This is a genomic window from Paenibacillus sp. 23TSA30-6, from assembly GCF_014858585.1.
Taxonomy (GTDB): Bacteria; Bacillota; Bacilli; order Paenibacillales; family Paenibacillaceae; genus Paenibacillus.
In genome coordinates, this window is sequence record NZ_SLTL01000024.1 from 45,289 (window position 1) to 71,906 (window position 26,618).

A 26,618-nucleotide genomic window follows, 5' to 3' on the forward strand; every position below is an offset into this window, starting at 1 on the left:
GGCTGGCTATCTATGCAAAAAAGCCGGTTCCCCAGGGGAACCGGCTAATCTAACGAAACAGCTATGCAGACGGCTACGCACGCGGAAACATACTCCGATGCATTGCCGTAGACAGCGGCTACGTATACATTTCAATGGCCGATTACTTCCCTACGCTGGTATGATCCAGATCAGGTGCAAAGGGTCCGGAATCTAGTGCGATTCCATCTCAGCCCGGTATTACAGGCTCCCCCAGTAACTGTGATAATTCTATTCGCATGAGGCGGCTATAATTGACAACCCGCCATCCCCATCAGATTACTTCAAATTTACGGCTTTGGCAACCCTTCTCTGGTCCCTTTTTCCAAGATCTCCTGCATCATTCACTTAGATTGCCCCGGTTCCTCTCAATCCTTGCTACGGAAGCATAAGCCCCATTTCTTTTGCCGCCTCAATCAAAATCGGTGCAAAATCATGCAGCGTCTCGGGCGCTAGTCGGCTGACCGGACCAGATACAGATAAGGCCGCAGCGACCTGTCCCTTCCGATTCACGATAGGCGCAGCCACAGCAGCAGCGCCCGGCTCCCGCTCCTCATAGCTGGTCGCGTAGCCCTTCTCACGAATATCCTGCAATTGAGCCTTATAGACCTCCGGGTCTACCGAGGGCGGCCATTCATCCCCGCTTAGCAGGGCTTCCAGCTCCTGCGGCGGCATAAAGGCCGCCAGCACCTTGCTGGAGGCTCCTACAGCCAGCGGCATGCTTGCACCCACTGGCGCAACGCGGCGGATCGCCTGATTACTCTGCACGGCCTGAATGCGGATACGCATGCTGCCATCGCGCAGGTATAGGCTGACCGTTTCGCCCAGACGGTCACGCAATCCTTCCATCGCTGGCTGTAATAGGATCGCCGGCTCGTCGCTTTGCGACAAATGGGTGGACAGCTCCCATATCCGGATGCCAAGCCGATATTTTTCCGTTGCGGCATTCCGAACGACAAAGCCGCGATCCTCCAACGTGGTCAACAGCCGATGGACGGTACTTTTATGTAAACCAATTTTGGAAGCAATCTCTGTCAGGCCCAGATCGGAATCTCCGGTAAAACACATCAGTATATCAAGCGCACGCTCCACGGCGCGAACGGTTAATTTACGGTCTTCCATTGTGAACCGCTCCTCTTTGTTCCATATTCGTTTCACACCATGAAACATGGTTACATAAATTATATAGAATAGTCGCGGCTACTGTAAACCAATGTTTTTATGACAGCCATATTACAGAACGAGAACAAACATCGACAAATCTTTGCATCATTTTTACTTTTCCGGTTCAGCCGTTGACTTTGGATAACACGCATCATACGATATTAGGTATCTATACGGACATAAACTATCATTTTCAAGTGGAATTGTACCTAGAATTCTATGAAACGAAGTTCATTTTTATAGAAGGAGGCTCTTACATGATTTCGACATCCCAGCGCAGCTCTCAGCTACAGCATGCTGTCCAGGAGCCGTCCACCCCACTGATCAACCCCCGGCTGCTGCAGATCAAGCATGTTGTCATTGCCTTGCTGCTGTCGGTCGTATTTTTTCTGTTGTTTTGCTTTATTACCCTGCACGCCTATATCGCATGGGTACTGACGAATCCAACCGTCGCGCCACTGTACTCGAACCCGATGCAGGCCAAAGGCATGCCCTACGAGGAAGTCAGCTTCCCCGCCAAGGACGGCAGCCGGGTGGTGCAGGGCTGGTATATCCCGGCAGATCAATCGAAGAAAACGATTATTTTCAGCCACGGTTATGGGGCCAACCGCGAAGAAAGTTGGATTCCGATGTATGATCTGGCGCATTATGCCCACCGTTTGAATTTTAACGTTGTCATGTTCGATTACGGATTCGCATCACAAAATAGCAAAGCCGTCGCAACCGGAGGCAAAGCGGAATCCCAGCAGCTTCTCGGGGCCATCCAGCTTGCGAAGCAACGCGGCTCCTCGGAGATTATCGTATGGGGCTTCTCGATGGGGGCAGGGACCGCTCTTCAGGCGGGCTTGCAAACCAAAGATGTGGACGCCATGATTTTGGACAGCACCTTCCTGCTGGAGCCGGATACGCTGTACCATAACATTCATAATCAAATTGATCTGCCGCGCCATCCATCTCTGGAAATTCTGGAGCTGTTGTTTCCGGTCTTGAACGGTACCAGCCTGCATCAGATTCCATATCAAGAGGTCAAAGCGGAAAACTATCCGTTCCCGATCATGTTCGTGCATGGGACGCAGGATGAAAAAGCTCCTTACCCGATTGCGGAAAAGCTCGCTGCCAATCAAACCAACCCGCTTTCCAGTGTATGGATTGTCAAAAACGGGCTGCATGAGCTTATTTTCAGAGAGCATCCACGTGAGTATTTGCGGCGGGTATCGATTTTTTTAAGCGGTGTACAAGAGTTGGAGGACAAGAAAACTATCGCTAATGCCAGTAAACAAACGACTACGCAGTAATGGTTCTATTTTAGTAGCCATACTCCTTTCAACCTGGAGAAGCCCGTCTGTGGACACTTAACCCGTGCCGCAGCGTGGCTTCTTTTTTGCATCCAACTATGTATCCATTTGCCCCACATTACATATCGCGCCGGAGCCGGGGAGTTTGTAGACATATTCCCGATGAGACGGCGAATATACTGGGTACGTATGCATCCGGGTCAGGTTCTTGGGACCAGCCCGGATAGCCATAGTGGGATACGGGAGGTAAAAATGATGCTGAGTACTTACGGGTCTTTCCTGCCCTTGCGTGTACTGGAGGAAATCCGGCATTGGAAGCAGCAGGAAAGCTGGCATGTGGAAGTGATTAAGTCCGCTACAGAGGGCCTGGAGCCTGCCTACGTGCGGCTGCTGGATGACTGGAGGACAGTATTCGAACAGACGGAACGCACCGCTATAGAGCTGCTAGAAGAGCAGCGAAGCGCCCTCGATCCGGCAGATCAGGCGTGGCATCGTCAATGGGAGCAAACGTCGGCTGCTGCACAAGCACAAGCCAGGCAATCGGGGCAGTCGAGAGATTATGGGTCAGGATCAGCGCCAGAAGCGTTACAATCAGCTAAGGCAACGGCAGGAGTGACATCAGATTCACAGCCTGTCTCACAAGAGCTGAATCGTCGTCTGGACGAATTGCTGCAAACCGCAAACCGCCAGTCACAGGAGTATGTACGGCAGCTCAGTCTGCTGACCGAGCACAGCCATGCGTTACGGCAGCAGCCGAAATCCACCGGAGTTGTGCTGCACGCAGCACATGAGAGTCAGTATTTCCTGATCTCCACCAATCCCTTTGAGGAGCCCGGCTCCATTGCGCGGGCCAGTGCATTGTATCATGTGGCGGCAGAAGGTGAGAATTACCCCGAGAATGCGCTGCGAGAGCGTCAGACAGGACAGACAGGCGGTTCGAGGTGGGAAGGCCCGTGGGCGAATAAAGTCAAAGGCGTTCAATCCAACCAGAAAGAGCCTTCTGCTACGGAAAAAACCTCCCCCGGCCGACCTGTTCCTATCGGGGGACATCGTTTACCGCCGCTTCCTTATCCCTATAATGCGCTTGAACCGTACATTGATGAAAAAACGATGCGTATCCACCATGACAAGCATCATCTAAGCTATGTAAATGATTTAAACAAAGCGGAGAAAAAGCTGGAGGAAGCCCGGAAAACGGGTGATTTTGACCTTGTGAAGCATTGGGAACGTGAACTGGCGTTTAATGGCGCAGGCCATTATCTGCACACTCTTTTCTGGACGATTATGAGTCCTCAAGGCGGTGGAACACCAAGCGGGCCGCTGGCGGAGCAGATCAAAAAGGACTTTGGCAGCTATGAGGCATTCAAGAAGCAATTCAGCTCGGCAGCCGAGAAGGTCGAGGGCAGCGGCTGGGCCCTCCTGACGTGGAGTCCACGTGCAGGACGGCTTGAAATTTTGCAGGCCGAAAAGCACCAGAACCTGACTCAATGGGAGTCCATTCCGCTACTGGCGATTGATGTGTGGGAGCATGCCTATTACTTAAAGCATCAGAACGAGCGCAACAAATACATCGAGGACTGGTGGCATGTCGTCAACTGGCCTGAGGTCGAAAAACGCTACACCCAAGCCTCGAAGCTGAGATGGCAGCCGTTCTAAACCAAGACTCATCTGTACCAAGAATATGCTTTCCACTACACCTGTGAATCGTATCGCTCTCTGAGCGATGCCATTTGCTCCGTCAGTCCTTGCGGGTGTATCAGTGAGCCATCGGCAGGCAAAATCGCCGCCCGACTTTCGACTACCCGGCGCAGCGATGCCGTATACGCCTCAACAGACGGCACTCCGGCCAGCTCCCTCAGGCTGCCCATCGTTGCCGGATTCACCTGCGGATAATCCGGCTTCGGCACGCCCGTCGGCGCAGCTCCGGCTGCCTCCGCATAGAACCGCTGCACCGCCTGTGCGCGCTCCGCGCCACTGCCCTCAATCATCACAAAAGCCGTGATGATATAGGCCTTGGCCTGCCGCCGCTGCGCAATGCCGCAAAACTTGCGGCCTCGGACGCTGACATCGTAATCGCCGGGACAGAAGGACCCGGCGATTTCCCCGGTCTGCGCCTCGGCGGACCACGGGGCCAGCGCATCGGCAATCAGCCCTGCCATAAGCCGAAAATCTTCATGCAGGCTGATTGCTCGCTGCGGATTCGGCAGGATCAGGGACAGGTTCAATACCCCCCTGTCCAGCATGACGGCCGCTCCGCCCGAGGGACGCACGCATACCGAGGTTCCCGCATTCCGCACACGCTCCATCGCCTGCGGCGCGTACGGAAGCCTGCGGTCCCGGTGGCCGATCACCAACGCAGCCGGGTGCCGCCATAGATGCAAAACAGGCGCAGCTCCTTGCCCTACTTGCCGACAGGCCAGTTCCTCCCACGCCAGTGGAGACAAAACATTCGTCTGTGTAGTTGCGAGTGGCGCTTCAAACCATTGCAGATCAGGCAAAACCGTTGTTTTGGCTGCTGACATATGTACATTCTCCATACGTTATCCTCCTTCAAAGTAGCTATCCCGTCGTCTCTATTTCTAATGTTAGCAAAAAAGGGTGGCTACGCCTATGCGTAAACCACCCTTTTTTATCATCCCATCATCGTCACGCCTGTTCGGTTAATCCTTGAGCAGCGAGAGGAACTCTGCACGCTGCGCAGCATCATCACGAAACGTTCCGCGTACCGCAGAAGTTACCGTTTTGCTGCCAGGCTTTTTGACGCCTCTTGCGCACATACACAAGTGCTCGCCTTCCACGACCACCATAACCCCGTGAGCGGAGACCGCTTCATTCAAAATATCTGCGATCTGTGCCGTAATGCGCTCCTGAACCTGCAATCTGCGCGTTACAGCCTCAACCAGACGGGCAAGCTTGCTTAGTCCTACAATTTTGCCGCTGGGTACATAACCGATATGCACTTTTCCGAAGAAAGGAGCCATATGGTGCTCACACTGGCTGTAATAAACGATGTCCTTCACGATCACAAGCTCCTCGTGATTTTCGTCGAAGGTTACACCCAGCGCATCCCGGGGATCAACCTCATAACCTGCGAATATCTCCTCATACATGCGCGCTACGCGTGTCGGTGTTTCCAGCAAGCCTTCACGCTTGGGGTCCTCACCGATCAGTTGTAGAATTTGTTCCACATGGTACTCGATTTTATCCCGGTTATCCGCAGCTTTGCGGTTAATATAGTCTTTTACGCCAGCCACAGTAATCCTCCTCTGTGCAACCTCATGCGGCATCCGTGCTTATGTTGCTCATTATTTCCGACGGCCCTGATTTTTACGCGGACCTGGCTGATTTTTGGAGAACTGCTGGTTCTTCATCATCTGCTGGGCCTTCTGCATTTGCTTCCCATTCAGGTTGTAACCCATCTGTTTGGCCATTTTTTGCAGCGTATCAGGATCGTTTTGCATCTTTTCAAGCTGTTTGCGAAGATAATAAGCACCGATGAAAAATCCCCCGACCAAACCAACAATCAGGGTAATGATCGGAATGACAATATTCCACACCACGAAGTCGTCACCTCTGTATATTTATATGAAACCTCTTGAATTATACACGAACCTATCATAGCAAAACATGGGACAGCTAGCAAATCACAATTTGCAAACGTATGTCCTCATTGCTTCTCCAAATCCAGCAGCTTCATCTTGTTCGGCAGGCCCCCGGCATACCCAACCAAGCTTCCGTTTTCACCCGATACCCGATGACATGGAAACAGGATGGGTAACGGATTTTTGTTATTTGCTTCCCCGACAGCACGTACCGCCTTTGCTCGGCCGATCGATTCCGCAATATCTTTGTAAGACACACTTTGCCCGTACGGAATATTTTGCAGTGCACGCCATACCTGTTCTTGAAAAGGAGTCCCTCTCAAATCATAGGCTATACTAAATTCCCGTCGTTCTCCCGCAAAATATTCACGCAGTTGATCTGCGGCTTCGCGCAGTTTTTCCGGCTCCTGCACATAGACATATTCCCCAATCCATGTCCGGGCCCATTGCTGAAGCAGTGCTTCCCTCGCATGAAAAACGCCATAGTCTATTCGGCACAGCCCCCGATCCGTAGCACACAGCGTCAAAGTGCCCACAGGTGTCTCCATTTCATTATAATAAATCGTAGTCGGTCCTTCTGAGACCTTTTGCTGTTCAGCCTGTTCTCGTTCCTCAAGTTTGGAATGCGCCTGCGCGACCATTTCGCGTACTTGCTCATGTTGTTCCTTCTCAGATGCTTGCTCGATCGCTGTCATTGCGTGTTTTCCTCCAATTCGGCTCAAAGCCCATGCTGCCGTACCCCGAAGCTCAGGACGCGGATCATCCAACAGAACCTCCGTCAGCTTGGGCACGGCGCTAATATCCTTGAAATTGCCGAGCGCAATAACCGCATTGCGCTGAATCGGCTTCTTTCCTCGCCAGGCTGCCGCACTTTGACCAAATCTCTCTTTGAATTCACGATTGCTCAAATCCAGTAACGGCAGCAGCAATGGCTTCACAATCTCGGGATCAGGTGTAAGCTCAGGATGATGATCCCAGTTGAGGCCCCGATTTTTGGGGCATACGATTTGGCAGGTATCACATCCGTACAACCGATTCCCGATTTTTAGCATAAATTCCTCATCCAGAAAACCTTTCGTTTGCGTCAAAAAAGACACACACCGCTGGGCATTAAGCTGCCCCGGTCCGACAAGCGCCCCCGTAGGGCACGAATCCAGGCATTTCGTACACTCCCCGCAACCGTCCGTCACGGGCTCATCCGGCTGAAAAGGGATATTCGTCAGCAGCTCACCAAGATAAATCCATGATCCCAGTGTTGGTGAAATCATCATCGTGTTTTTGCCGCTAAAGCCAATACCCGCCCGTTCCGCTACGGCCCGGTCCGACAGCTCTCCGGTATCCACCATGTTTTTCATAATCGCGTCGGGAACCCGTTCACCTATAAAAGCCTCCAGCTTTTCCATCGCCTCGCGCAGCACCAAGTGGTAGTCCTTACCCCAGGCGGAACGCGCCAAAATACCACGGTACTTGCCTTTGTCCGACTTCGGCGGGTCCTTCATTTTGGAAGGATAAGCCACCGCAATGGCAATCAGGGATGCAGGCTGCGAACCGTACAATTCCGGGTAGATCCGTTTATCAATGTCCGGCTCCTCAAAACCGGATTCATAGCCTTTGGCGCGATGCTCTTCCAATATTGCTTTCAGAGACAGAAAGGGATCGGCGGATGCGAACCCGATGGAGTCGATGCCCAGCCCCGGAGCCGCTTCGACAATCTCCTGCTTGAGCGATGCCCAAGTCAAAGCGGTTCCAGCAGCCGTTGGTGTCTGTCCGCGTTGCATCCGATACTCACCTCTCTTTCATATCACTTATATGAGGATTTCTGTAAAATCCCCATATCTCAAATTTCAACAGAATATAGCAGCAGATGCTACCGTAAATTTTTAACAGCGCTGGTCGCCAAGAAATCACAATGATTGTTCAGCTCGTTGTCACTGTGACCTTTGACCTTCACGTACTCAACCTCATGCTTGCTCATCAGTTCCCACAGTTCTTCCCATAACTCCTTGTTTTCAACTGGCTGATTTTTACTGTTACGCCAGCCGTTACGAAGCCAATTCTTAATCCAGCCCTGTTTGAAGCAGTTTACAACATAGGCGGAATCACTGTGTACCTTTACATGGCAAGGCTCCTTGAGCAGCTTGAGCGCTTCGATCACGGCCTTGATCTCCATGCGATTGTTTGTCGTCATTTTTTCGGCCCCAGACAACTCCTTGCGATGCTCTCCATATAGTAAAACGACGCCCCAGCCCCCAGGACCGGGATTTCCCGAACAAGCGCCGTCGGTATATACCATCACTTCTTTCATATTTCTCTTTCCTTCCTGATCGGTCACCGCCTGCCCCGTCATGGTCCTGACGATTTGCACACGTTCCCCATTAATTTTCAGCATACAGACTATGGCTGCTCTACAGCCACTTCCACTCGGATAACGGCCAAAATACAAGCTCCGCACGCCCCAGCAAATCCTGAGATTTAATGCTGCCAAAATATCGGCTGTCCTTGCTGCCCGCGGCGTGTCGGTTATCGCCCATGACAAAAAAGTGCCCCGGCTCCACTGTAAAAGGACCGTAATCACCGTCCTCAATCTCGGAGTCGGTGTAAGGCTCGTTTTGCAGCTTGCCGTTCACATATAGATGATTATGCTCAACCCGGATTACATCCCCCGGAGTGCCTATGACTCTTTTCACTAAAAATCTCGGACTGGACGGCTTGGAGTCGGGATCTTGTAATATCACAATATCACCCCTGCCCGGATCATGAAAATTGTAAACCAGCTTGTTAACGAACAAATGCTGGCTTTCCATCAGCGTCGGCTGCATTGAATGTCCCCTGACCGTAGACAAATTAAACACGAACAGGTTTAGCAGCAGCAAGACGGTCATCGCGATCAGAAGAGTCACCAACCAATCGCGTATGTAACTCCAACGACCTGCATGTTTGGACGTTTCCGGCGAAGGAAGCGGGCCTGACGAAGGAGCCAGTGTGTCCATAATAAACCTCCTCAACCCTGTTATAAATAGAAAAGCATATCCCGTACCCGATTGCAACGGTTACTCAGATATGCTCTAAATGGAAATATTAGCTTTAAAAATATTCGATTCTCTTTATATCCATTGCCGATTAATGAGGAGCCAAAATGCTGAGCTTCTGAAAAGTCTGTAAAATCTGACTTGCCCCGTAGCCCATCGCTTCATATAAAGGCATGGCCGCGCTGTTATGCTTGTCTCCGGCTACCCAGATGCGGCTAACCTTACGTTGCTGAAAACGCTGCTCCATAGACTCGACAAGCGATTTGCCAATTCCCATCCGACGATGGTCCGGGTGAATAGCAATACGATAATAACAACCATGATTCTGATCAATCGTGCCGATTAGAGCGCCAACCAGCTCTTCATCTTCTTCCGCAACGACGATCAAGCCGGAATCCCACGAAAGCTGACGGGCAAAAGCGCCCACCGTCTCTTTGTAGCACTCCTCAGACAAGGCAATCTGCATGAGTTCCATTACTGGATTCACATCACTCAATTGAAAGGAACGAACGTGCATAAGTAATATCTCCCTTTTCGTAAGCTTAATAAGACATTTTGAGACAGCACCGTCATTTTTACATAAATCCTTAAAGTTCTTAGCATGGTGTTAATCACAAGGCATTATGATAAAAATACGATCTGCTATATATGAATTGAAGAACAGGAAAAGGGTATATGCCCTCAAGTTCGTCATATCCGCAGACATGACAAGATATAGCAGACGACAAAAAAGCCGAAATTTCTGCTTCCTTGACCATTAAACCACACTTTTAGATGGAATACATCCCTTTTTCTCATGTAAGCGCTGTATATGAAGCGTTTACATTTTAGAGCTGTATAATTCGCCTCTTATTACCTATACACCATGTATTCCAAGCGGGTTTTTGGACATGATAGCTACCAGGTCGTAATGCCCAGTTTGCTATTTTACAAACAAAAATGTTGATAAAATAGCCTGAATGCGGTTTAATATAACTGTAGAGGGTATTATTACATAGGAATACCTTACCCAAACCATATAATCAGGAGGGATTTTACAATGGCATTTCAATTACCAGAACTTCCTTACGCGAAAGACGCACTGGAGCCGCACATTGATGCGCTGACAGTAGAAATTCACCATGATCGTCACCATAACACATATGTAACAAACCTGAACGCAGCTCTGGAAAGCGCTCCTGAACTGCAAAGTAAAAGTCTGGAGGATCTGATCTCCAATCTGGACAGCATTCCTGAAAGCATCCGCACTGCGGTTCGCAATAACGGTGGCGGACACCACAACCACAGCCTGTTCTGGGAAGTTATTGGCCCTAACGGCGGCGGACAACCAACTGGCGCTATTGCTGAAGCAATCAGCAACGAGCTAGGCGGCTATGACAAATTCAAAGAAGATTTTACAAAAGCAGCTACAACACGCTTTGGTAGCGGCTGGGCTTGGCTGGTTGTCGGCAAAGACGGCAAACTGGCAATCACCAGCACTCCTAACCAAGACAGCCCACTCTCCGAAGGTCTGACTCCGGTACTTGGACTGGACGTTTGGGAGCATGCTTACTACCTGAAATATCAAAACAAACGCCCGGATTACATTGCAGCATTCTACAATGTTATCAACTGGGATGAAGTGAACAAACGTTACGCGGCTGCGAAGAAATAAGCCAGTAACAACATCTCTATCCTATAATAAAGGGCTGTCTCAAAAGTAGATTTTCTACGAGTGAGACAGCCCTTTTCAATTTAAATTGGTGCACAAAAGATTCTGTCCATTCGAGCCCTACTGGAGCCGCCAGAGTGAAGCTGAAAAAGGTTTGGCATTCCATGGTAAACTGGTGGAGACGTTTCTTAAATACAATCTCTGGAGGTTCATGGATGCAGACTTTTTTTCGTTACAACTGGATGATTCGGGAACAATGGTACCGCTGGTGTGAAGAGGTGCCGCAGGAGGAACTACTGAAAGAACGCGTCGGCGGGGTTGGCGGCATTCTGAAGACGTTGTTTCATGTCGTCGATGTAGAGTGGAGTTGGGTTCAAACGATTCAGGGCAAACCCGACTTTCAGGAGGACTTCTCGCGGTATGATACGCTGGACAAGGTTCGCGAACTGGATGCGAAGTTTCGAATCGATGTCGAGCCGTTCGTGCTCTCCTGGCATGAAGGTCTGGAACGAAAAAGGTTTGAAGATCACCTCCCGGACGGCAGGATTGTGATTGATGCCTGGGGCGAGGTGATGCGCCATGTCATTGCTCACCAAATCCACCATATTGGGCAGTTGTCCATATGGTCCCGGGAGCTCGGCAAGCCTCCGGTTTCGGCCAATGTAATCGGCAAAGGGCTGATTGAGAGTGATCGTGGTGTCGATTAGCTTTAACGGCGTAAACGTATATCCATGTGAACACAGGGCCGTCCTCAGTAGTTTTTAACTGCTGAGGACGGACTCTTTTACTTTCTGGATATGTTTCGCATTACGTAAGAACTGCTTGCCGCTGCACACTCATCTGATACTGCTTGGGCGTAACGCCATACTTCTTTTTAAAAAGTCCAATAAAATAGGAAACGCTCTTATAATTCAAATCAAAAGCGACTTCCGTCACGTTCCGGTGCTGGAGCCATTGCTTGGCAAGCTGCATTTTTTGATTCGTTATATAGTCAAGCGGGGTTAATCCTGTTATTTTTTTAAACTGATTCGTGAAATTCGCATGTGACATATTATAGTTATCCGCCAAATCCTTCACATGCCTAATGCCAGGCAACTGCTCCTGAATATCCCGGATCGCTCGAAACACAGGATGCCGATGGTTCGTAAGCAGATTCTGCTCAAGCACCTGCATCTGTAGCAGATGATAGGCCATTTCCTGAGCGCTCAGATCAATCAGGAAATTTTTTCTTTCAGCGGGATGTGTCATATATTGCTTGATCCGCTCCATCGATGCGGTAAGTGAATCCGCCTTTTCGTTCAGCTCGCAGCGAACCACCGAATGGGTCGGGTAACTCTCCGGGACCTGAAATTCCTCCTCTACCACGTTCCTTAACCGTTCCATCAACTGATCGCTTAATTCAAAGACCAGTGCCTTGGTGTGTTCTTTGATTTTCATTTCAACGCTGGACTGTGGAGGAAGCAGGATAATCTCCTGAGAATCGTATTCAAAATGCTCCGTTTCATTAATTTTGACTTCTTTTCTCCCCTCCAAAATCGTACACAGCTTCGGGCATTCATATGAAGCATATTTCTCGTAATAATTTTCTGGAAGATCATAATACAAAATTCTGATCAGATCGGTTTCATATCCATATTGCAGTTCGCTATAACGATTAAAGTCGCCTAAAGTCTTGGAATGTTCCATCCGTCTCACCCTTTTAAAAATCACGATATTTTATAATAAAATGCGTTAGTTCCCGCCAATATAGGGCAGTATGATAAGGATATAAGGATGGTTGCAAGATCCTTTAATTCCATCATTATACCTTGATTTACCTCAAAATAATAACAAAGGTGGATGCATATTTATGACGGGAACTTCCAAATTCATGATGCCGGGTATGAGTCTTATGGGCTCAGGCGCACTGGCGGATGCAGGTACAGAAATCGGAAAATTGGGCTTTAAAAATGCATTGATCGTAACCGATAAGCCTTTAGTTGATATTGGGATTGTGAAAAAAGTAACAACCATGTTGGACAGTCATAACGTAAAATCCGTCGTATACAGCGGCACGCAGCCGAATCCCACGGTTTCCAATGTCAACGAGGGCTTGGCGCTGCTGAAACAATCCGGGTGTGATTTTATTATTTCGCTCGGAGGCGGGTCACCGCATGACTGTGCCAAGGGAATCGCTCTTTTGGCCTCCAACGGCGGACAGATCGGCGACTACGAAGGCGTGGATAAATCCGGTAAGCCTTCCTTCCCACTGATTGCCATTAACACTACGGCAGGAACAGCTAGTGAAATGACTATGTTTTGTATTATTACGGATGAAGAGCGTCATATCAAAATGGCGATTGTCGACAAGCACACGACACCACTCATTGCCGTCAATGATCCTGATCTAATGATGGCTATGCCCAAATCATTAACTGCTGCAACGGGGATGGATGCGCTCACTCACTCTATTGAAGCTTATGTTTCCACAAATGCCACACCGATCACAGATGCTTGCGCGCTTAAAGCAATTGAGCTGATTCGGGATCATCTGGTCAAAGCCGTCGATGACGGAAATGATGTGGAAGCCCGTAGCCAAATGGCCTACGCCGAGTTCCTCGCAGGGATGGCGTTCAATAACGCCGGATTAGGCTTTGTTCACGCCATGGCGCATCAACTGGGTGGCTTCTATAATCTGCCGCACGGGGTCTGTAACGCCATTTTGCTGCCGCATGTAGAGCGCTATAATGCCAAGGCTTCCGCCGAACGACTCACCGACATTGCCCGTACACTTGGCGAAAAAACGGACGGTGTTACACCGGAACAAGGTGCCAACCTCGCCCTGCACGCTATCGAAAAGCTGGCTAAACGGGTCAACATCCCTTCCGGGCTGGAAGAACTCGGCGTCAAACGCGAAGATTTCGCTGTTCTCGCCGCTAACGCACTCAAAGATGCCTGCGGTGCAACGAATCCGATTCAGCCTACGCAACAAGAAGTGATCGACATTTTTGAACAGGCGATGTAAATAAAGAATTAGCCTAAAACCTCAGCTACGACTATGGATAGGTATTGCCTATACGTACCGTTATTTAAATGAGATGTCGGGCTTAATAAAAAAAGAACACAAAAAAACTGCCGGGACTTCTCCCGACAGCTTGGGGACCTACATCAAGGTCCCTTTTTGCTTTGCAAAATATTCAGTGATCAGATCGAGGAACACCTTGGGAAACGCCAAGGTGTCCATATCGGCCTCGCTGATCCAGCGGTACCCCGCCAGCGGCGCCGTGCGCTCCTCCTGCTCCGCCAGCGCAAGCAGCGCACCCGGCTTCGCACCGCTAGTGCTGTAGCCTGCCCGCTGCTCGGCAGCCAACGACTGTCCGCCAGCCTCTCCGGCAGGGCTGGCGACCTCTTCACACTGGAACACACGCAGGTTCCAGTGAATGTGGCTAAACGTGTGCTCCGCCTCACGTACAAACCGCACCGGACGCGCGAGCACGCCCTCCGCCAGCAAATGAGCCGCCAGGTGATCCATGGCTGGCTCATCCGGCACCGGGCCGTTGTAGCCCTCCGGCCCGACAAGCTCGTGCGGCAGCTCCCACATGCGGGCCAACAGGCCCTTGGCCGGGCGCTGACGCACGAGCAGGCGGCCTGCGTTCGCGTCGCTGCCCTCGATGAGGGCGACGGAACGCGGCTCCAGCCGCGGCGGCTTCGCCTTGGTCTTCACCGGTAGCGTCTCCTCACGTCCTGCCAATCGGCCCGAGCAATGCTCCATGACCGGGCAGGTCAGGCAATGGGGCGACTTCGGCGTGCAGACCAGGGCACCCAGCTCCATCAACGCCTGATTGAAGTCGGATGCTCTCCCTTCGGGGATCAGCTCCCGCACCAGACTTTCCATATGTGCTCGCGTGCTGCCCTTCATGATATCCTCTTCAATTAGGAAATATCGTGACAGCACCCGCATCACATTCCCATCCACAGCAGGCTCCGGCCGATTGAAGGCAATGCTCATAATCGCTCCCGTCGTATACGGGCCTACGCCTTTCAGAGCGGCGACAGCCTGCGTATCATCCGGCACTTCCCCGCCGTGAAGCTCAACCACTTGTTTCGCTGCAGTTTGCAAATTCCGGGCCCGTGAATAATAACCTAGCCCTTCCCACAGCTTAAGCACATCCTCCTCAGGCGCCTCCGCCAGCGCCTCAATCGTAGGAAAGCGTGCAATAAAACGGTTAAAATACGGAATCACCGTATCCACACGCGTCTGCTGGAGCATAATTTCCGAAATCCAGATGTAAAAAGGATTCCGGTGGCGGCGCCACGGCAAATCACGCTTGCTTCGTATATACCAATTCAGCAGCTCGAAGCTGAAATAACGTTTTTGTTCCAATGTATGGGTAGTCATCACATCACGTCTCCTTATATTCAACAATCACAAAAGCAGAGGCAATGTTAGGTTGATGTGTAATACTCAGGTGAATGCTGTAATCCGAGCCGCCCGCACCTGGCAGCCCCAGTCTGTCCCACGCAGGGGCAGATAAATAAACCGTCGGCTTGCCCCCTGGCTCCGGTAAAATATCCATATCGCCGAACCCGATCACCTGCCCGATTCCGCAGCCGAAGGCTTTCGTTATCGCTTCCTTCGCGGCAAAACGCCCTGCAACAAACTCCGTCAGCCTGCCCTTTCGTTCCACAGCAAGGTCGCGTTCAGCCGGGGTCAACACCCGATTTAAAAAAGCATCTGCATACTTGCCTGCCAATATGTCAGCCATCCGGCTTATTTCCAGCACATCATGTCCAATTCCGTAGATCATTGGGTATTCCCCGTCCTTTTATACTTTACTGCACCTATTGTAACAGCGTGTCCACAACATGGCGAGTCACAAAGCCGTAAAAGCAGCACCAAAATATGTTAAAATAAGAGAGGCTATATGCGCATGTTGATTTAGCTTATATGCCTATTAAAAATTCCCGTAGAAAGGAAGGATAGGATGTCAGAATCACTCGTTATTGAAGCAGGTACGGAAGCAGGAACAGATGCGGTAATCCGGGCTTCCTGGTTTCCCGCCAAAAATACAGCCAAAAGCTTGCTCGTCATCGCTCATGGCTATAAGGGCTTTAAGGATTGGGGCATGTTCCCCTATATAGCAGAAGCCTTGAGCATAGACAACCATGTCATAACCTTCAACTTTTCACATAATGGCATAGGTGAGGATCTGACGAATTTTACCGAGCTGGAAAAGTTTGCACGGAATACCTACAGCCAGGAACAAGAGGACTTGGACGTATTGCTGACAAATCTGCGAGCACGCCACGAGTTCAGAGAGCTGCCGTTGTTTCTGTTAGGACACAGTCGTGGCGCGGGAAGCTGCCTCATTTACGGTCTGGATCATCCCGGCGAGATATCCGGCGTCATTTCATGGAATGGCGTAACTGACCTGGACCTGTTCACCTTGCCACAAAAAGAAGAAATGCGGACCAAGGGACGCAGCTACGTGCAAAACGCCAGAACCGGACAGCAGCTTCCGCTGGACCTTGTTATTTTGGAAGATATGGAACAAAATCGCCAGCGCTTTGCCATCGTGGACAGGCTTAAAGACAGCCAACTGCCTGCCGTACTCATTCAGGGTACCGATGATTCCAAACGCCTGCGTGAAGGCTCTGCCCTGCTTACCTCGGTTCGTCCTGATATTGAATGGGTGCAAATTCAAGGGGGCAATCATACTTTTAATACTGTTCATCCGTTCCAGGGAAGCAGTCTTCCGCTGGATCAGGCGATTACCGAAACCCGCCGCTTTATTGAATGGATCACTAATTAAGCTACAACCTGTCGCCAAAATAAACGGCGATCCGCCGGGCGGATCGCCGCATTATTATTTTACAATTCCATAATTGTTCGCTGTTTAAATGCCTGGAATGCTTGTCCGCTTATGCGCTGTGCGTGTGAAGAAGCTTTCCAGCTTTTCACGTGCCGCCGGGTCAATTTCCTTGCCTTCCAAATAGTCGCTGTTCGCTTCGTAAGAGATACCCAGTTCCTTTTCATCCGTCTGGCCTTCCCACAATCCCGCTGTAGGGGCTTTGTCCAGAATGGCCTGCGGAACTCCCAGGTAACTCGCCAGCAAACGCACCTGACGTTTGTTCAGCGTGCTGAGCGGCGTAATATCAACGGCACCATCGCCCCATTTGGTATAAAAGCCTGTGATGGCTTCCGAGGCATGATCTGTGCCCACAACGAGCAGATTCAGCTCATTGGCGAGCGCATACTGAACCACCATACGTGTTCTCGCCTTCACATTCCCTCTCACCTGCGGAGTAATGGAACGCTCAAGACCGATATCCTTCAACGAACGCTCTACTTCCACAGCAATCGTGTCCACCGCTTCCTGAATGTTCGTTTCCCCGGCAAATTTCAGGTTGAACGCTTTGGCTACTGCGTAGCTGTGCTCGATATCTTCCTGCTTGCCATACGGCTGGAATACTCCAAGCGTTTTGCACTCTTCGCCTTGCTCCTGCGTCAGCTCATCCGTAGCCTGCTTGCACAAGGCAGCCGCTACGGCACTATCGATCCCGCCGCTGATGGCGATCAACAAACCCTTGCTTCCCGTTTTCGTGACATACGTCTTGAGGAAATCCACACGCTTGCGGACCTCAGCCTCCACGTTAATGGTAGGTTGTACTCCCAATTCAGCAATAATCTGTTCCTGCAAACTCATCAGATAAGCACCTCTTTTTTAGGAATTTCCTTCACAAGCCAACATGCAAAAGCCCCGGCAAGTTTCGCAAGCGAAAAATGCGGGGGCATAGCTTGAGCAGTTTTACCGGCAAAAACGGTCAAATGCACTGGTCAAATCAGCAGCGATTTGATCTGCCGAACGATCCTCCACCTGATGACGCTCGATGAAGTGAACCAGTTCGCCGTCTTTCAACAGCGCGATCGAAGGAGAAGATGGAGGATACGGTGCGAAAAATTCGCGTGCCTTCGCGGTTGCTTCCTTATCCTGACCAGCAAAAACCGTGTACAGGTGATCCGGTGTAATATCATGCTTCAGCGCTTCGGCTACACCCGGTCGGCATTGACCTGCGGCACAACCGCATACCGAGTTCACAACGACCAGCACTGTACCTTTAGCATCAGGCAGCTTGGCCTCCACATCTTCCAGAGTACGCAGCTCCTGAATTCCGAGACTTGTCAGTTCATCGCGCATCGGCTGAACAGAATCTTTCATATATTGATCAAAAGACATTGACATATTCGTTCACTCCTTTTCGAAAAATCATGTATATTACATTGCTAATTTCGCCTCTGCCGTGTTAAAGACATGGACATCTAATCTTTATTATACAATCTTTTTCACGCAGTTTGCAAAAATCCAGACATATATTTGTACAATTATTTCTGTATGGAATTCATGGAAGGGGATTCAGAATGTTCCCTGTAAGCAGGAATAGTTCTGCGCAATCGAACCCTAAACTGCGTTCCCATTCCTTCCACCGAATCTACGGCAATGGTACCGTGATGACGTTCCACAATGCTTTGGCATAAGGCCAGGCCCAGACCTGTCCCTTTCGTTTTGGTCGTGTAAAAAGGCTGGAACAGCTTTTCAAGCTGATTTTGCGGAATACCGGGACCCGTATCCTTCACTTCCAGCTCCACAAAATCGCCCTCTTCATGAGTCGAAATCGTCAGCACGCCTTTATCCCCCATAGCCTCCATCGCATTACGCGACAGATTAAGCAGCAATTGCTTCATTTCCTTAGGGTTCAAATGTAGCATAGTGATATGCTCCTCCAGCTTCAGTTCAATCGTCTGTCCTCTCAGGTTGGCATCTGCCCACAACAGAGGAGTGAGTTCACGAATAATGTCATGAAGATGGCATTGCTCCTTCTCGACAATTCGGTTCTGGGCAAGTGACAGGAAATCGTTAATAATTCCGTTCGCCCGATCCAGCTCCTCCATCACAATACGGTAGTAATGACCGAGGGAGTCGGGACTCTTTTCGCGCATGAGCTGTAAAAATCCGCGCACAACCGCCATTGGATTGCGTATTTCATGAGTAATGCCTGCCGCCATCTGTCCGACCAGACTAAGCCTCTCGAAATTACCCAGTTCGCTGCGCAGTGTCTCCAGCTCTGTAATGTCCTGCAAGGCGATAATGACACCTGTCGTTTTGCTTGCATGTTTATCACGAATGGGAAGGAAGCTTGAGAAAAACACTTTGGGAGACACATTTATAAAATCAGCACCCGCCTCTCCTTCAAGAGCCCTCGCAACCCGCTCATTGACCACTGGTGCAGTGCTAAAACCAAACAGCGATGTCAATGGACGACCCACCACCTCAGGGAGCGTAATAAACGGATCGACGTCCCGATAGAGTTCCAGCATCGTTTTGTTCATATGTATAACCCGTTCTTCGCTGTCCAGAGTGACCAGAGCTAACGGCATCAGATCCATAACTTGACGCAGCTTATCGGCTTCAATTAAATATTTGCTCGTAAACTCGGTCACATCCCGCCGTAACGCTATCTTCTCGAAGGCATTTTGCATCAGACTGACGACCATAAAGCTTGCCAGCACACCAACTGCAATGTTCCAAAGCGTCGTAAGGAGATCAGGAACATATACCCAAACATCCTGTTTGCCCCACAATAGTGGGAATAACGCCTTAAACAGCATATCAGCTGCAACATAGGCAGAAATCAGAAGTTTTTTGTCCAACAATGTTCCTCTTTGAAAGAACTTGACGTGCAGCAGCATAAAAGGAAAAAGAATAAAACCCGTACCCACATACATTGGCGACATTGCCGTAGATTGCGCTATAATCAGAACACTGACCAGCGCAGAAGCGGCAAGAACAAATGCGGTGCGCCGTCTGCCGTACATGATGCCAACAGCGAGGGGGATAATTCCCAGGTTGGAAGGCAGGCCATAAGGAGACTGATATTGAAAGAGCGAACATAGCAGTATGGCCGGCAAGCAACACAAATAAAGGATCCCTTGATTAGATCCGGGAAGCAGATTGCCACCCCAAACCTTTTTCTTATCCCCACAATCCGTTAATATAGAGAAAAAACCCGCCGACATCACGGCAAGGAGAACTTGAAGCACACTTTCCTTCAACGCAATTAACAAGGACTTCTCCCCCTCATCATCTTTCCTTGACGCCGTTAGTTGAATTAAAGCACAGGCTACAATATATTACAATATATGTGTTAAAATCCCGGTATAGAACGACAAAATCTGCGAAACACCAGATAGATATGGAGATGACGGCTTTACGTATTTTCTGGAAAAATCGAGATGATGGCTTCTACTATCTATATATGGACTGAGATAATTTTATTCATCTATATATTGCATTCTAGAGCAAATGAAATCGAATACCCAAGATTGTGGTATGCTATATCTTTATACAAAAATACTGCGATAATGTGTATCTAAGATAACGGTATTACGATATGATGAAAATCCTGTTACTCCATTTTGGGTTTTCGAAAAATTTTTCTACAAAAAGGAAGAGGTTCATGAAATACGACGTTATTGTGATCGGAGGCGGCTCAGCCGGATTAATGGCCGCTGCGGCAGCCAGCGGTGAGGGCGCCAAGGTGCTTTTACTGGAAAAGGGAAATAAACTGGGACGAAAGCTGGGTATCTCCGGTGGAGGGCGCTGCAACGTCACGAATGCAAAAGAGCTGGACGAGCTGATTCGGCACATCCCCGGCAATGGCCGTTTTCTGCACAGTGCGCTGGCTGCCTTTGGCAACCGGGACATCATCGCCTTTTTTGAACAACTGGGAATAGCCTTAAAGGAAGAAGACAACGGGCGTATGTTTCCCGTGACGGATAAGGCCAAAACGGTTGTCGATGCTTTGGTAAACAAGGTACGTTCTCAAGGAGTGGACATTCGGACAGGAAGTCCCGTACAGGAGGTTCTTTACAAAGAAGGCCACACTGCCGGGGTAAGACTGCGTTCCGGTGAAACCCTTCGCAGCCGCAACGTTATTGTCGCGGTCGGCGGCAAATCTGTTCCGCATACAGGCTCGGAAGGTGACGGCTACGCATGGGCCGAGCAAGCAGGACATACGATTACCGAGCTGTATCCAACGGAGGTACCGCTGACATCAGGTGAGACCTTTATTCAGACGAAAGAGCTACAGGGGCTATCCTTGCGCAACATCAGCCTGACCGTGTGGAATGCGAAGCAAAAAAAGGTCGTCGTCCACGAGGGAGACATGATTTTTACACACTTTGGCCTATCTGGTCCCTCCGCCTTGCGATGCAGCCAGTTTGTCGTAAAAGGGATGAAAAAGGATAAGACCAGCACGGTATTGCTGACTCTGGATTTGCAGCCTCATAAGCATGCCGATGAAGTCTACCGTGAAACACTGGAGCTGGCGGCAGCAGATGCCAAAAAAGCAATTAAAAACGTACTCAAGCCTTATTTGCCGGAACGCCTGATTCCGCTGCTGCTCCAGCAAACCGAGCTGCGTGAGGATTTGACGTACGATCATATTCCAAAGCAGCAATGGCAGGAGTTAGCCCATCGAATCAAGGCATTTCCGATTCGGGTGAACGGTACGCTCTCTCTGAAGGAGGCGTTCGTTACCGGAGGCGGTGTAAATTTGAAGGAAATCAATCCGAAAACGATGGAGTCCAAGCTGATGCCGGGATTGTTTTTCTGCGGTGAGATTTTGGATATTCACGGGTACACGGGCGGCTATAATATTACGGCGGCGTTTACCACGGGGCATACGGCGGGAACACAGGCGGCTGTATGCGATTAAGACGCTGCGCGTAGGCTTTGATCTTACGATCGCTGTCGCTTCTCCAGATTCAAATCCTCCGCTTCGCTGCATACCGCCACTGCATCCTCGTTTTTTGGGGAGGTAGGAAAGGGAAATGAAAAAGACTTAAATCAGTTGTATTGCTGATTTAAGTCTTTTTTGATAAGCGTAACGACCAAAATCTATGCCATTTTCTTAAACCTCAATAATGATAGGTAAAATCATGGGTCTTCTCTTCGTCTGACCGTAAATAAACCGGCCAACATCATCTTTTAACATCTGCTTAATCGGTCCCCACTGACTCATTTCGATTTCTGTTAACTCGTTCACTGTGGACATAATCGTGTCGTGGATCTGACGCATGAGCTCTTCGGAATCCTTAACATATACAAAGCCTCTTGAAATGACCTCTGGTGTTGCGAGCATTTGCTTCTCGTTTTTGCTCAACGTCATCACAATAATCAGCATTCCGTCTGAAGAAAGCTTTTTACGGTCTCGCAGTACAATATTACCCACATCACCTGTTACCAACCCGTCTACCAAGCTATTGCCGGCTGGTACTTTGGGCCCCAGGGATGCCCTTCCCTCTTCAATTTGAATAGTGTCACCGTTATGGACGATAAATACATTCTCCATCGGTATCCCCACAGACTCCGCTAGCTGACGATGCTGATACAACATCCTGAATTCACCGTGTATGGGAATCAAAAACTCGGGTTTCATCAGGGTCATCATTAATTTTAACTCTTCCTGGCTACCATGACCGGATACGTGCATCCCTGTGGAGCTGCCTGATCCATAAATAACGTTGGCGCCCAGTACGTACAGGTTATCAATGACTTGGGAAAGATTCCGTTCATTCCCGGGTATGGCTCCTGCAGCAATGATTACAGTATCACCAGGCAAAATTTCGATTCTGGGATGCAAGGAATTGGCTAGTCGGGACAGTGCAGCCATCGGCTCACCCTGACTTCCTGTACATAAAATAGCAATTTCTTCTGCGGGAAACCGCTCTGTTTCCCCCGGCTCAATCAGCAAATCCTCAGGCATATGCAAGAAGCCCAGCTCCTTAGCCACCGATACCACATTTATCATACTGCGTCCGAGTAAAACCAGTTTGCGACCTGTTTCCACAGCCGCGTCAATGACTTGTTGGACACGGTTCACATTAGAAGCGAACGTGGAGATAAATACCTGCTGCTTGGCTCTGGCAAATGCATCTAGAATATGCCCGCCAACCAAACGTTCTGAAGGGGTAAATCCTGGCCTTTCCGCATTTGTACTTTCGGAGAGCAACACTTTTACCCCCTTCTTTCCTATTTCAGCCATTCGATGAAGATCAGGGAAAGGTCCACTGACGGGAGACATATCGAATTTGAAATCCCCGGTATGGACCACATTTCCTTCCGGTGTCTGAAAAAAGACACCCAGGCAATCCGGGATACTGTGGACCGTGGTGAAAAAGGATGCCTGAATCGTTCCCGCTTGAACGGTTGAATCCGCATCTATAAGATGAAGCTCAGCATCACGTAAAAGGTTGTGTTCCCTTAACTTAATCTTAATCAATTCGATGGTGAGCTTTGTCCCATAAACGGGAATGTTGATCTGCTTCAGTAAATAAGGAATACCCCCGATGTGATCCTCATGACCATGAGTTACAATGAGCGCTCTGACTTTATCCTGATTTTCCAGCAGATAGGTGACATCGGGCACAATGAGGTCAATACCAGGCAAATTTTCATCAGGAAACTTGGAGCCACAATCGATAACGACAATATCCTGATCGTATTGGATGAAATACATGTTTTTCCCGATTTCATTCACACCGCCTAGAGCAGCAATGAGTAATCTATTATCAGCATGCATCAATTTTATTTCCTCCTTAGGAAAATGCTATCCATATTATTCATTTTTCACGTAAACTTATGCACAAAAAGAAACCCTTGTCTCTAAAAGACAGGGGTTCTCACTTGATTTATTAAATACCAACCGCTGCCGAAATAGCAGCAAAAATAACAGCAACTAGCCACAGAATCGGGAATAGCTTGAAGATTACCTTTAGCCACTGTCCAAAGCTGATCCGGGCAATGGCCAATCCTGCCAGCAGTACGCCACCCGTCGGTGAAATGAGATTGGTTAACCCGTTACCGAATTGATACGCTGTGACTACGGCTTCACGATTAATGTCTACAAGATCGCCAAGCGGTGCAAGTACAGGCATTGCGAGTGCATTCAATACGGTATCGATGATCATACCCTGCTCGGCGATGATCAGAATTCCGCGGGCGAGACCTATGATCACTGCAGCGTAGATACTTTTTTTATAACAAGTCATTAAAAAAGCTCTAATCCTTAAAAATTGGTCTTACCCATGGGTTTGTCCGAATAAACTAAAATAGACAAATACATAACAGCCAATAAAAAATCAAGGAGGAAAACACCATTAATACATTTATCAGTTATATTTTTCTTGGTCTGTCACTTTCGGCCCCCATTGGACCGATTAATGCTGCACAGTTGGATCGAGGTATTAAGAATGGGTTTTGGCATGCTTGGTTTATCGGGCTTGGGGCAATAACCGCAGATATAATCTATATGCTGCTTGTCTATTTGGGAATGATTCACCTTCTTAATGCCCCGTTTGTCAAATCTTTTTTATGGTTGTTTGGATTTTTCGTGCTTGTGTATACAGGTCTTGAAAGTATTAAAAATGCTGGCGTGATTTCAGAGTCCGAATTACGGGGAAATGGTAATACCCTAACCAACTCATTTCTAGCAGGCTTCCTGATGTCATTATTCAATCCTCTCTCCATCCTTTTCTGGCTTGGCATTTACGGATCCATACTGGCAAACGTCGCTAATGCATATCCAGTACAACAGCTATTGATCTTTAGCGGAGCGATTGTATTAGGTGTGTTACTCTGGGATGTGACTATGGCAGCCGCTTCAAGTATTTTCCGGAGGTTTCTAAAAACCGGATTGCTTAAAACCATCTCTTGGATGTCCGGATTATCTCTTATCGGTTTTGGCTTTTATTTTGGTGTACAAGCATTTCAATTACTCTTTTTCCGCTAACTCTTGGTTTCTTGGAAAATTACCGAGACGCCTTCGTATGCTTTCGGCGAACCCATTGTACAATGAGGTCACATATTACAATTAACAAGACCAGCAGTAAGCTGATGTAAACCCCAGGACGGCTAAGCTTATGAAAAAAGGCTCCGACCACAGCCATAGCTATCAACAATAATCCAACCCAGCGTTTAATGTTGCTAGATGTGCTCGATTCCAGTAACTTACCTGAAGACAGCAAAATAAAGCACCAGTTATACAACAGCATTAACCCTGCAGCTGTTGTAATATATTCATACACTTTTCCCGGCAGCAGCAACGACATTACGATGGCTGAGATTAATCCAATGGAGATCAAACTAAGTGCATAAAGAGGATATTTGCCCTTCCACTTCCGTGAAAACAATGTGGGCGCATCTCCTTCCTGTGCAAGCGTAATCATCATAGATGTCTCTGCATATAGGGATGCTGTCATTGTTGAGAACCCTGCAATAATAAGCACTCCATTAAATAAATGAGGCACAAAAACCAGATGATCGCTGCTAAGTGCAAGCACAAAAGGACTTTCTTTTGGGTTAAAGGCACTTAATGGCACCATAGACACAGCCAGACCAATCGAAAGCACATACACTACAACCAGCGTCATCAGCATTACTTTTCCTGCTTTGGGTGCATCCTCCGGTTTTTGAAGGCGATTAGACATTATTCCGAGCACTTCAATACCTCCGTATGCATAAAAGGCAAAAATAAAAGATGACCATAATCCCATACCGCCGGTAGGGAAAAAATCTTTGTAACTGATGGGGAACTTTGGATTATATTTTCCTCCTCCAATCCAGCCTGCCAAAAGAGCAACGGCCAAGACCAGAAACATAACAATAGCTGCCATTTTAATGATGGCCAGTACATTTTCAACTCGATCAAAACCCTTATTTCCAAAAAAAACAATCACAAGCCCTAAAATCCCGAATCCTGCCGCAAAGATCCACATCGGTACCTGAGGAAACCAGAAGCGTGAGAATATAGATAGCGCGGTTAGTTGACTCCCATTAATAAGCAATTCTGAGAACCAATACACCCAGCCACTGCCGAAGCCTGCCCAATTACCAAATGCTTTTTGAGCATAGGAACGGAAAGAACCCTGTTCAGGATGATCTGCCGTCATTCGCGAAAGAGCATCAAACACTACATACGTTCCCACCGCTGCCAAAAAATATGCAATCAGTACGGCTGGACCGCCAATAGAAATCGCTAAGCCGGACCCGAGGAAATATCCTGTACCGATGGTACCTGCAACTCCTAACAAGCTAAGTTGCCACCATTTTAATTTTTGATCTTTTTGCATATCTGACGATTTGTCCATTTAAAAAATCACCCTAATCCTGAATTTTGGGACAGATCTCTCCCCATTCTTTAGATTGCCCTCTCCAATATATTTCATGTGAATGAGTCTTCTTTATCAAAAAAGAAGCACCAGCAAACCCGCTCAAGGTTTACTGGTGCTCCTTACTTCACAAAACATTTTTAGAACTAAGAAACAACCGCCTAATCGACATTGCGTCATCATTTGAGTCAAATATGGATGCTTCCAGAAAATCCATCCACTTCGTCTTCCAGTTGTTGATCAGAGCTGACGTTGTGCTCCTCCGTTGTGTTGCTGTACGTTCGAGAGGAACCGTTTTTATACGCTTCACTCCAATCCTCGTTGATCGTGTGCGCTGGGATAATCCAGTCCTCTGGGCTATAACCTGGATTTTGTACACCGACATTTCCTTGCAGATCGGGAATTGCATCCGGTCTAGAGAAAAGAGTCCCTGCCTCAATCATACTTCCTTCATAGGCTTGGCAAATCTCCAATGCAGACAGCACATCCTGGTTCTCAATATGAACACTGAGACCTGTGTCACCATTTGTGCTGGCAGAGTATCCAATTTCCTTTAATGTCTCACAGGCTTGGGCGGCTTGCTGCGGATCACGAAATTGAAAACGGAAAGAACCCGTATCCATGTGTTTCATCTCCTCTGAAGTAGCTTAT

At 48.8% G+C, this 26,618-nt stretch carries 26 protein-coding genes and 1 riboswitch; of the genes, 8 read left to right on the plus strand and 18 right to left on the minus strand.

Going from position 1 to position 26,618, the window contains the following annotated elements; genetic code table 11:
• Positions 1-130 precede the first annotated feature (130 nt).
• A riboswitch (TPP riboswitch) is annotated at positions 131-243 on the minus strand.
• Positions 244-396: 153 nt separating this feature from the next.
• Positions 397-1,140 carry an IclR family transcriptional regulator gene (locus tag E0698_RS19650; protein ID WP_149095732.1) on the minus strand — a complete coding sequence of 248 codons (744 nt, stop codon included), beginning with the start codon at positions 1,138-1,140 and terminating at the stop codon, positions 397-399.
• Positions 1,141-1,439: 299 nt separating this feature from the next.
• Here E0698_RS19650 and E0698_RS19655 point away from each other — a divergent pair, with 299 nt between their 5' ends.
• Both E0698_RS19655 and E0698_RS19660 read left to right on the plus strand, forming a co-directional pair.
• Positions 1,440-2,477 carry an alpha/beta hydrolase gene (locus tag E0698_RS19655; RefSeq protein WP_192512656.1) on the plus strand — a complete coding sequence of 346 codons (1,038 nt, stop codon included), beginning with the start codon at positions 1,440-1,442 and terminating at the stop codon, positions 2,475-2,477.
• 255 nt (positions 2,478-2,732) lie between these two features.
• The gene (locus E0698_RS19660) at positions 2,733-4,133 is read left to right on the plus strand and encodes a Fe-Mn family superoxide dismutase (protein WP_192512657.1); all 1,401 of its coding nucleotides are present in this window, start codon (positions 2,733-2,735) and stop codon (positions 4,131-4,133) included.
• Positions 4,134-4,168: 35 nt separating this feature from the next.
• Here E0698_RS19660 and E0698_RS19665 read toward each other — a convergent pair whose 3' ends face one another.
• The 7 genes from E0698_RS19665 to E0698_RS19695 form a co-directional block, all read right to left on the minus strand.
• Positions 4,169-5,014, minus strand: coding sequence for a lipoate--protein ligase family protein (locus tag E0698_RS19665; RefSeq protein WP_192512658.1), 846 nt, complete (start codon positions 5,012-5,014; stop codon positions 4,169-4,171).
• A gap of 123 nt (positions 5,015-5,137) precedes the next feature.
• The gene (gene folE, locus E0698_RS19670; protein ID WP_044646117.1) at positions 5,138-5,731 is read right to left on the minus strand and encodes a GTP cyclohydrolase I FolE; all 594 of its coding nucleotides are present in this window, start codon (positions 5,729-5,731) and stop codon (positions 5,138-5,140) included.
• Between the two features lie 51 nt (positions 5,732-5,782).
• Positions 5,783-6,037 (minus strand): YneF family protein, encoded by a 255-nt coding sequence (locus E0698_RS19675; RefSeq protein WP_025681920.1) that lies wholly within the window; start codon positions 6,035-6,037, stop codon positions 5,783-5,785.
• 107 nt (positions 6,038-6,144) lie between these two features.
• On the minus strand, positions 6,145-7,857 hold the full coding sequence (queG, locus tag E0698_RS19680; RefSeq protein ID WP_192512659.1) for a tRNA epoxyqueuosine(34) reductase QueG: 1,713 nt from the start codon (positions 7,855-7,857) through the stop codon (positions 6,145-6,147).
• Between the two features lie 89 nt (positions 7,858-7,946).
• Positions 7,947-8,384, minus strand: coding sequence for a ribonuclease HI (rnhA, locus tag E0698_RS19685; RefSeq protein WP_025681918.1), 438 nt, complete (start codon positions 8,382-8,384; stop codon positions 7,947-7,949).
• 100 nt (positions 8,385-8,484) lie between these two features.
• Complete coding sequence (lepB, locus tag E0698_RS19690; RefSeq protein ID WP_134911221.1) at positions 8,485-9,069, minus strand: signal peptidase I; 585 nt, start codon at positions 9,067-9,069, stop codon at positions 8,485-8,487.
• Positions 9,070-9,199: 130 nt separating this feature from the next.
• On the minus strand, positions 9,200-9,625 hold the full coding sequence (locus E0698_RS19695) for a GNAT family N-acetyltransferase (RefSeq protein WP_014279774.1): 426 nt from the start codon (positions 9,623-9,625) through the stop codon (positions 9,200-9,202).
• Between the two features lie 522 nt (positions 9,626-10,147).
• Between E0698_RS19695 and E0698_RS19700 the strand changes: the two genes are divergently transcribed.
• The gene (locus E0698_RS19700) at positions 10,148-10,762 is read left to right on the plus strand and encodes a superoxide dismutase (RefSeq protein ID WP_134911222.1); all 615 of its coding nucleotides are present in this window, start codon (positions 10,148-10,150) and stop codon (positions 10,760-10,762) included.
• Between the two features lie 212 nt (positions 10,763-10,974).
• Positions 10,975-11,466 carry a DinB family protein gene (locus E0698_RS19705; RefSeq protein ID WP_025681914.1) on the plus strand — a complete coding sequence of 164 codons (492 nt, stop codon included), beginning with the start codon at positions 10,975-10,977 and terminating at the stop codon, positions 11,464-11,466.
• 100 nt (positions 11,467-11,566) lie between these two features.
• Here the strand turns inward: E0698_RS19705 and E0698_RS19710 are convergent, their stop codons facing one another.
• Entirely contained in the window at positions 11,567-12,445 is an 879-nt protein-coding gene (locus E0698_RS19710; RefSeq protein ID WP_134911223.1) for an AraC family transcriptional regulator, read from the minus strand.
• Between the two features lie 163 nt (positions 12,446-12,608).
• On the opposite strand from E0698_RS19710, the gene yiaY reads away from it, so the two are divergent.
• Positions 12,609-13,763 carry an L-threonine dehydrogenase gene (gene yiaY, locus E0698_RS19715; protein ID WP_192512660.1) on the plus strand — a complete coding sequence of 385 codons (1,155 nt, stop codon included), beginning with the start codon at positions 12,609-12,611 and terminating at the stop codon, positions 13,761-13,763.
• 138 nt (positions 13,764-13,901) lie between these two features.
• Here the strand turns inward: yiaY and mutY are convergent, their stop codons facing one another.
• Together mutY and acpS are read right to left on the minus strand one after the other, a co-directional pair.
• Positions 13,902-15,137, minus strand: a complete 1,236-nt coding sequence (gene mutY, locus E0698_RS19720; protein WP_192512661.1) for an A/G-specific adenine glycosylase — start codon at positions 15,135-15,137, stop codon at positions 13,902-13,904.
• Between the two features lie 4 nt (positions 15,138-15,141).
• Positions 15,142-15,546: a holo-ACP synthase gene (acpS, locus tag E0698_RS19725; RefSeq protein WP_134911226.1), complete on the minus strand. Its 405-nt coding sequence runs from the start codon at positions 15,544-15,546 to the stop codon at positions 15,142-15,144.
• A gap of 177 nt (positions 15,547-15,723) precedes the next feature.
• Here acpS and E0698_RS19730 point away from each other — a divergent pair, with 177 nt between their 5' ends.
• Positions 15,724-16,551 carry an alpha/beta hydrolase family protein gene (locus E0698_RS19730; protein WP_192512662.1) on the plus strand — a complete coding sequence of 276 codons (828 nt, stop codon included), beginning with the start codon at positions 15,724-15,726 and terminating at the stop codon, positions 16,549-16,551.
• Between the two features lie 84 nt (positions 16,552-16,635).
• Here E0698_RS19730 and nadE read toward each other — a convergent pair whose 3' ends face one another.
• From nadE to E0698_RS19745, 3 genes are all read right to left on the minus strand, one after another.
• Complete coding sequence (gene nadE, locus E0698_RS19735; protein ID WP_192512663.1) at positions 16,636-17,445, minus strand: ammonia-dependent NAD(+) synthetase; 810 nt, start codon at positions 17,443-17,445, stop codon at positions 16,636-16,638.
• A 102-nt stretch (positions 17,446-17,547) separates the two neighbouring features.
• The gene (locus tag E0698_RS19740) at positions 17,548-17,982 is read right to left on the minus strand and encodes a BrxA/BrxB family bacilliredoxin (protein WP_134911229.1); all 435 of its coding nucleotides are present in this window, start codon (positions 17,980-17,982) and stop codon (positions 17,548-17,550) included.
• Between the two features lie 140 nt (positions 17,983-18,122).
• Positions 18,123-19,862: a two-component system sensor histidine kinase NtrB gene (locus tag E0698_RS19745; protein WP_134911230.1), complete on the minus strand. Its 1,740-nt coding sequence runs from the start codon at positions 19,860-19,862 to the stop codon at positions 18,123-18,125.
• 392 nt (positions 19,863-20,254) lie between these two features.
• Here E0698_RS19745 and E0698_RS19750 point away from each other — a divergent pair, with 392 nt between their 5' ends.
• Positions 20,255-21,514: an NAD(P)/FAD-dependent oxidoreductase gene (locus tag E0698_RS19750; protein ID WP_192512664.1), complete on the plus strand. Its 1,260-nt coding sequence runs from the start codon at positions 20,255-20,257 to the stop codon at positions 21,512-21,514.
• A gap of 195 nt (positions 21,515-21,709) precedes the next feature.
• Here the strand turns inward: E0698_RS19750 and E0698_RS19755 are convergent, their stop codons facing one another.
• Entirely contained in the window at positions 21,710-23,380 is a 1,671-nt protein-coding gene (locus E0698_RS19755) for a ribonuclease J (RefSeq protein WP_192512677.1), read from the minus strand.
• Between the two features lie 112 nt (positions 23,381-23,492).
• Positions 23,493-23,849, minus strand: coding sequence for a hypothetical protein (locus tag E0698_RS19760; protein ID WP_238354075.1), 357 nt, complete (start codon positions 23,847-23,849; stop codon positions 23,493-23,495).
• Positions 23,850-23,956: 107 nt separating this feature from the next.
• Between E0698_RS19760 and E0698_RS19765 the strand changes: the two genes are divergently transcribed.
• Positions 23,957-24,589, plus strand: a complete 633-nt coding sequence (locus E0698_RS19765) for a LysE family transporter (RefSeq protein ID WP_192512678.1) — start codon at positions 23,957-23,959, stop codon at positions 24,587-24,589.
• A 19-nt stretch (positions 24,590-24,608) separates the two neighbouring features.
• Here the strand turns inward: E0698_RS19765 and E0698_RS19770 are convergent, their stop codons facing one another.
• Both E0698_RS19770 and E0698_RS19775 read right to left on the minus strand, forming a co-directional pair.
• A complete protein-coding gene (locus tag E0698_RS19770) occupies positions 24,609-25,946 on the minus strand; it encodes an amino acid permease (protein ID WP_192512665.1) in 1,338 nt (445 codons plus the stop codon).
• Positions 25,947-26,155: 209 nt separating this feature from the next.
• Positions 26,156-26,590 (minus strand): hypothetical protein, encoded by a 435-nt coding sequence (locus tag E0698_RS19775; RefSeq protein WP_134911235.1) that lies wholly within the window; start codon positions 26,588-26,590, stop codon positions 26,156-26,158.
• Positions 26,591-26,618 lie beyond the last annotated feature (28 nt).

What these genes read in the sequence shown, in the direction of transcription:
- E0698_RS19650 (WP_149095732.1), bottom strand. Translation starts at nt 1,140, where the DNA reads ATGGAAGACCGTAAATTAACCGTTCGCGCCGTGGAGCGTGCGCTTGAT.
- E0698_RS19655 (WP_192512656.1), top strand. Translation starts at nt 1,440, where the DNA reads ATGATTTCGACATCCCAGCGCAGCTCTCAGCTACAGCATGCTGTCCAG.
- E0698_RS19660 (WP_192512657.1), top strand. Translation starts at nt 2,733, where the DNA reads ATGCTGAGTACTTACGGGTCTTTCCTGCCCTTGCGTGTACTGGAGGAA.
- E0698_RS19665 (WP_192512658.1), bottom strand. Translation starts at nt 5,014, where the DNA reads ATGGAGAATGTACATATGTCAGCAGCCAAAACAACGGTTTTGCCTGAT.
- queG (WP_192512659.1), bottom strand. Translation starts at nt 7,857, where the DNA reads ATGCAACGCGGACAGACACCAACGGCTGCTGGAACCGCTTTGACTTGG.
- rnhA (WP_025681918.1), bottom strand. Translation starts at nt 8,384, where the DNA reads ATGAAAGAAGTGATGGTATATACCGACGGCGCTTGTTCGGGAAATCCC.
- lepB (WP_134911221.1), bottom strand. Translation starts at nt 9,069, where the DNA reads ATGGACACACTGGCTCCTTCGTCAGGCCCGCTTCCTTCGCCGGAAACG.
- E0698_RS19695 (WP_014279774.1), bottom strand. Translation starts at nt 9,625, where the DNA reads ATGCACGTTCGTTCCTTTCAATTGAGTGATGTGAATCCAGTAATGGAA.
- E0698_RS19700 (WP_134911222.1), top strand. Translation starts at nt 10,148, where the DNA reads ATGGCATTTCAATTACCAGAACTTCCTTACGCGAAAGACGCACTGGAG.
- E0698_RS19705 (WP_025681914.1), top strand. Translation starts at nt 10,975, where the DNA reads ATGCAGACTTTTTTTCGTTACAACTGGATGATTCGGGAACAATGGTAC.
- E0698_RS19710 (WP_134911223.1), bottom strand. Translation starts at nt 12,445, where the DNA reads ATGGAACATTCCAAGACTTTAGGCGACTTTAATCGTTATAGCGAACTG.
- yiaY (WP_192512660.1), top strand. Translation starts at nt 12,609, where the DNA reads ATGACGGGAACTTCCAAATTCATGATGCCGGGTATGAGTCTTATGGGC.
- mutY (WP_192512661.1), bottom strand. Translation starts at nt 15,137, where the DNA reads ATGACTACCCATACATTGGAACAAAAACGTTATTTCAGCTTCGAGCTG.
- acpS (WP_134911226.1), bottom strand. Translation starts at nt 15,546, where the DNA reads ATGATCTACGGAATTGGACATGATGTGCTGGAAATAAGCCGGATGGCT.
- E0698_RS19730 (WP_192512662.1), top strand. Translation starts at nt 15,724, where the DNA reads ATGTCAGAATCACTCGTTATTGAAGCAGGTACGGAAGCAGGAACAGAT.
- nadE (WP_192512663.1), bottom strand. Translation starts at nt 17,445, where the DNA reads ATGAGTTTGCAGGAACAGATTATTGCTGAATTGGGAGTACAACCTACC.
- E0698_RS19740 (WP_134911229.1), bottom strand. Translation starts at nt 17,982, where the DNA reads ATGTCAATGTCTTTTGATCAATATATGAAAGATTCTGTTCAGCCGATG.
- E0698_RS19750 (WP_192512664.1), top strand. Translation starts at nt 20,255, where the DNA reads ATGAAATACGACGTTATTGTGATCGGAGGCGGCTCAGCCGGATTAATG.
- E0698_RS19755 (WP_192512677.1), bottom strand. Translation starts at nt 23,380, where the DNA reads ATGCATGCTGATAATAGATTACTCATTGCTGCTCTAGGCGGTGTGAAT.
- E0698_RS19760 (WP_238354075.1), bottom strand. Translation starts at nt 23,849, where the DNA reads ATGACTTGTTATAAAAAAAGTATCTACGCTGCAGTGATCATAGGTCTC.
- E0698_RS19770 (WP_192512665.1), bottom strand. Translation starts at nt 25,946, where the DNA reads ATGGACAAATCGTCAGATATGCAAAAAGATCAAAAATTAAAATGGTGG.
- E0698_RS19775 (WP_134911235.1), bottom strand. Translation starts at nt 26,590, where the DNA reads ATGGATACGGGTTCTTTCCGTTTTCAATTTCGTGATCCGCAGCAAGCC.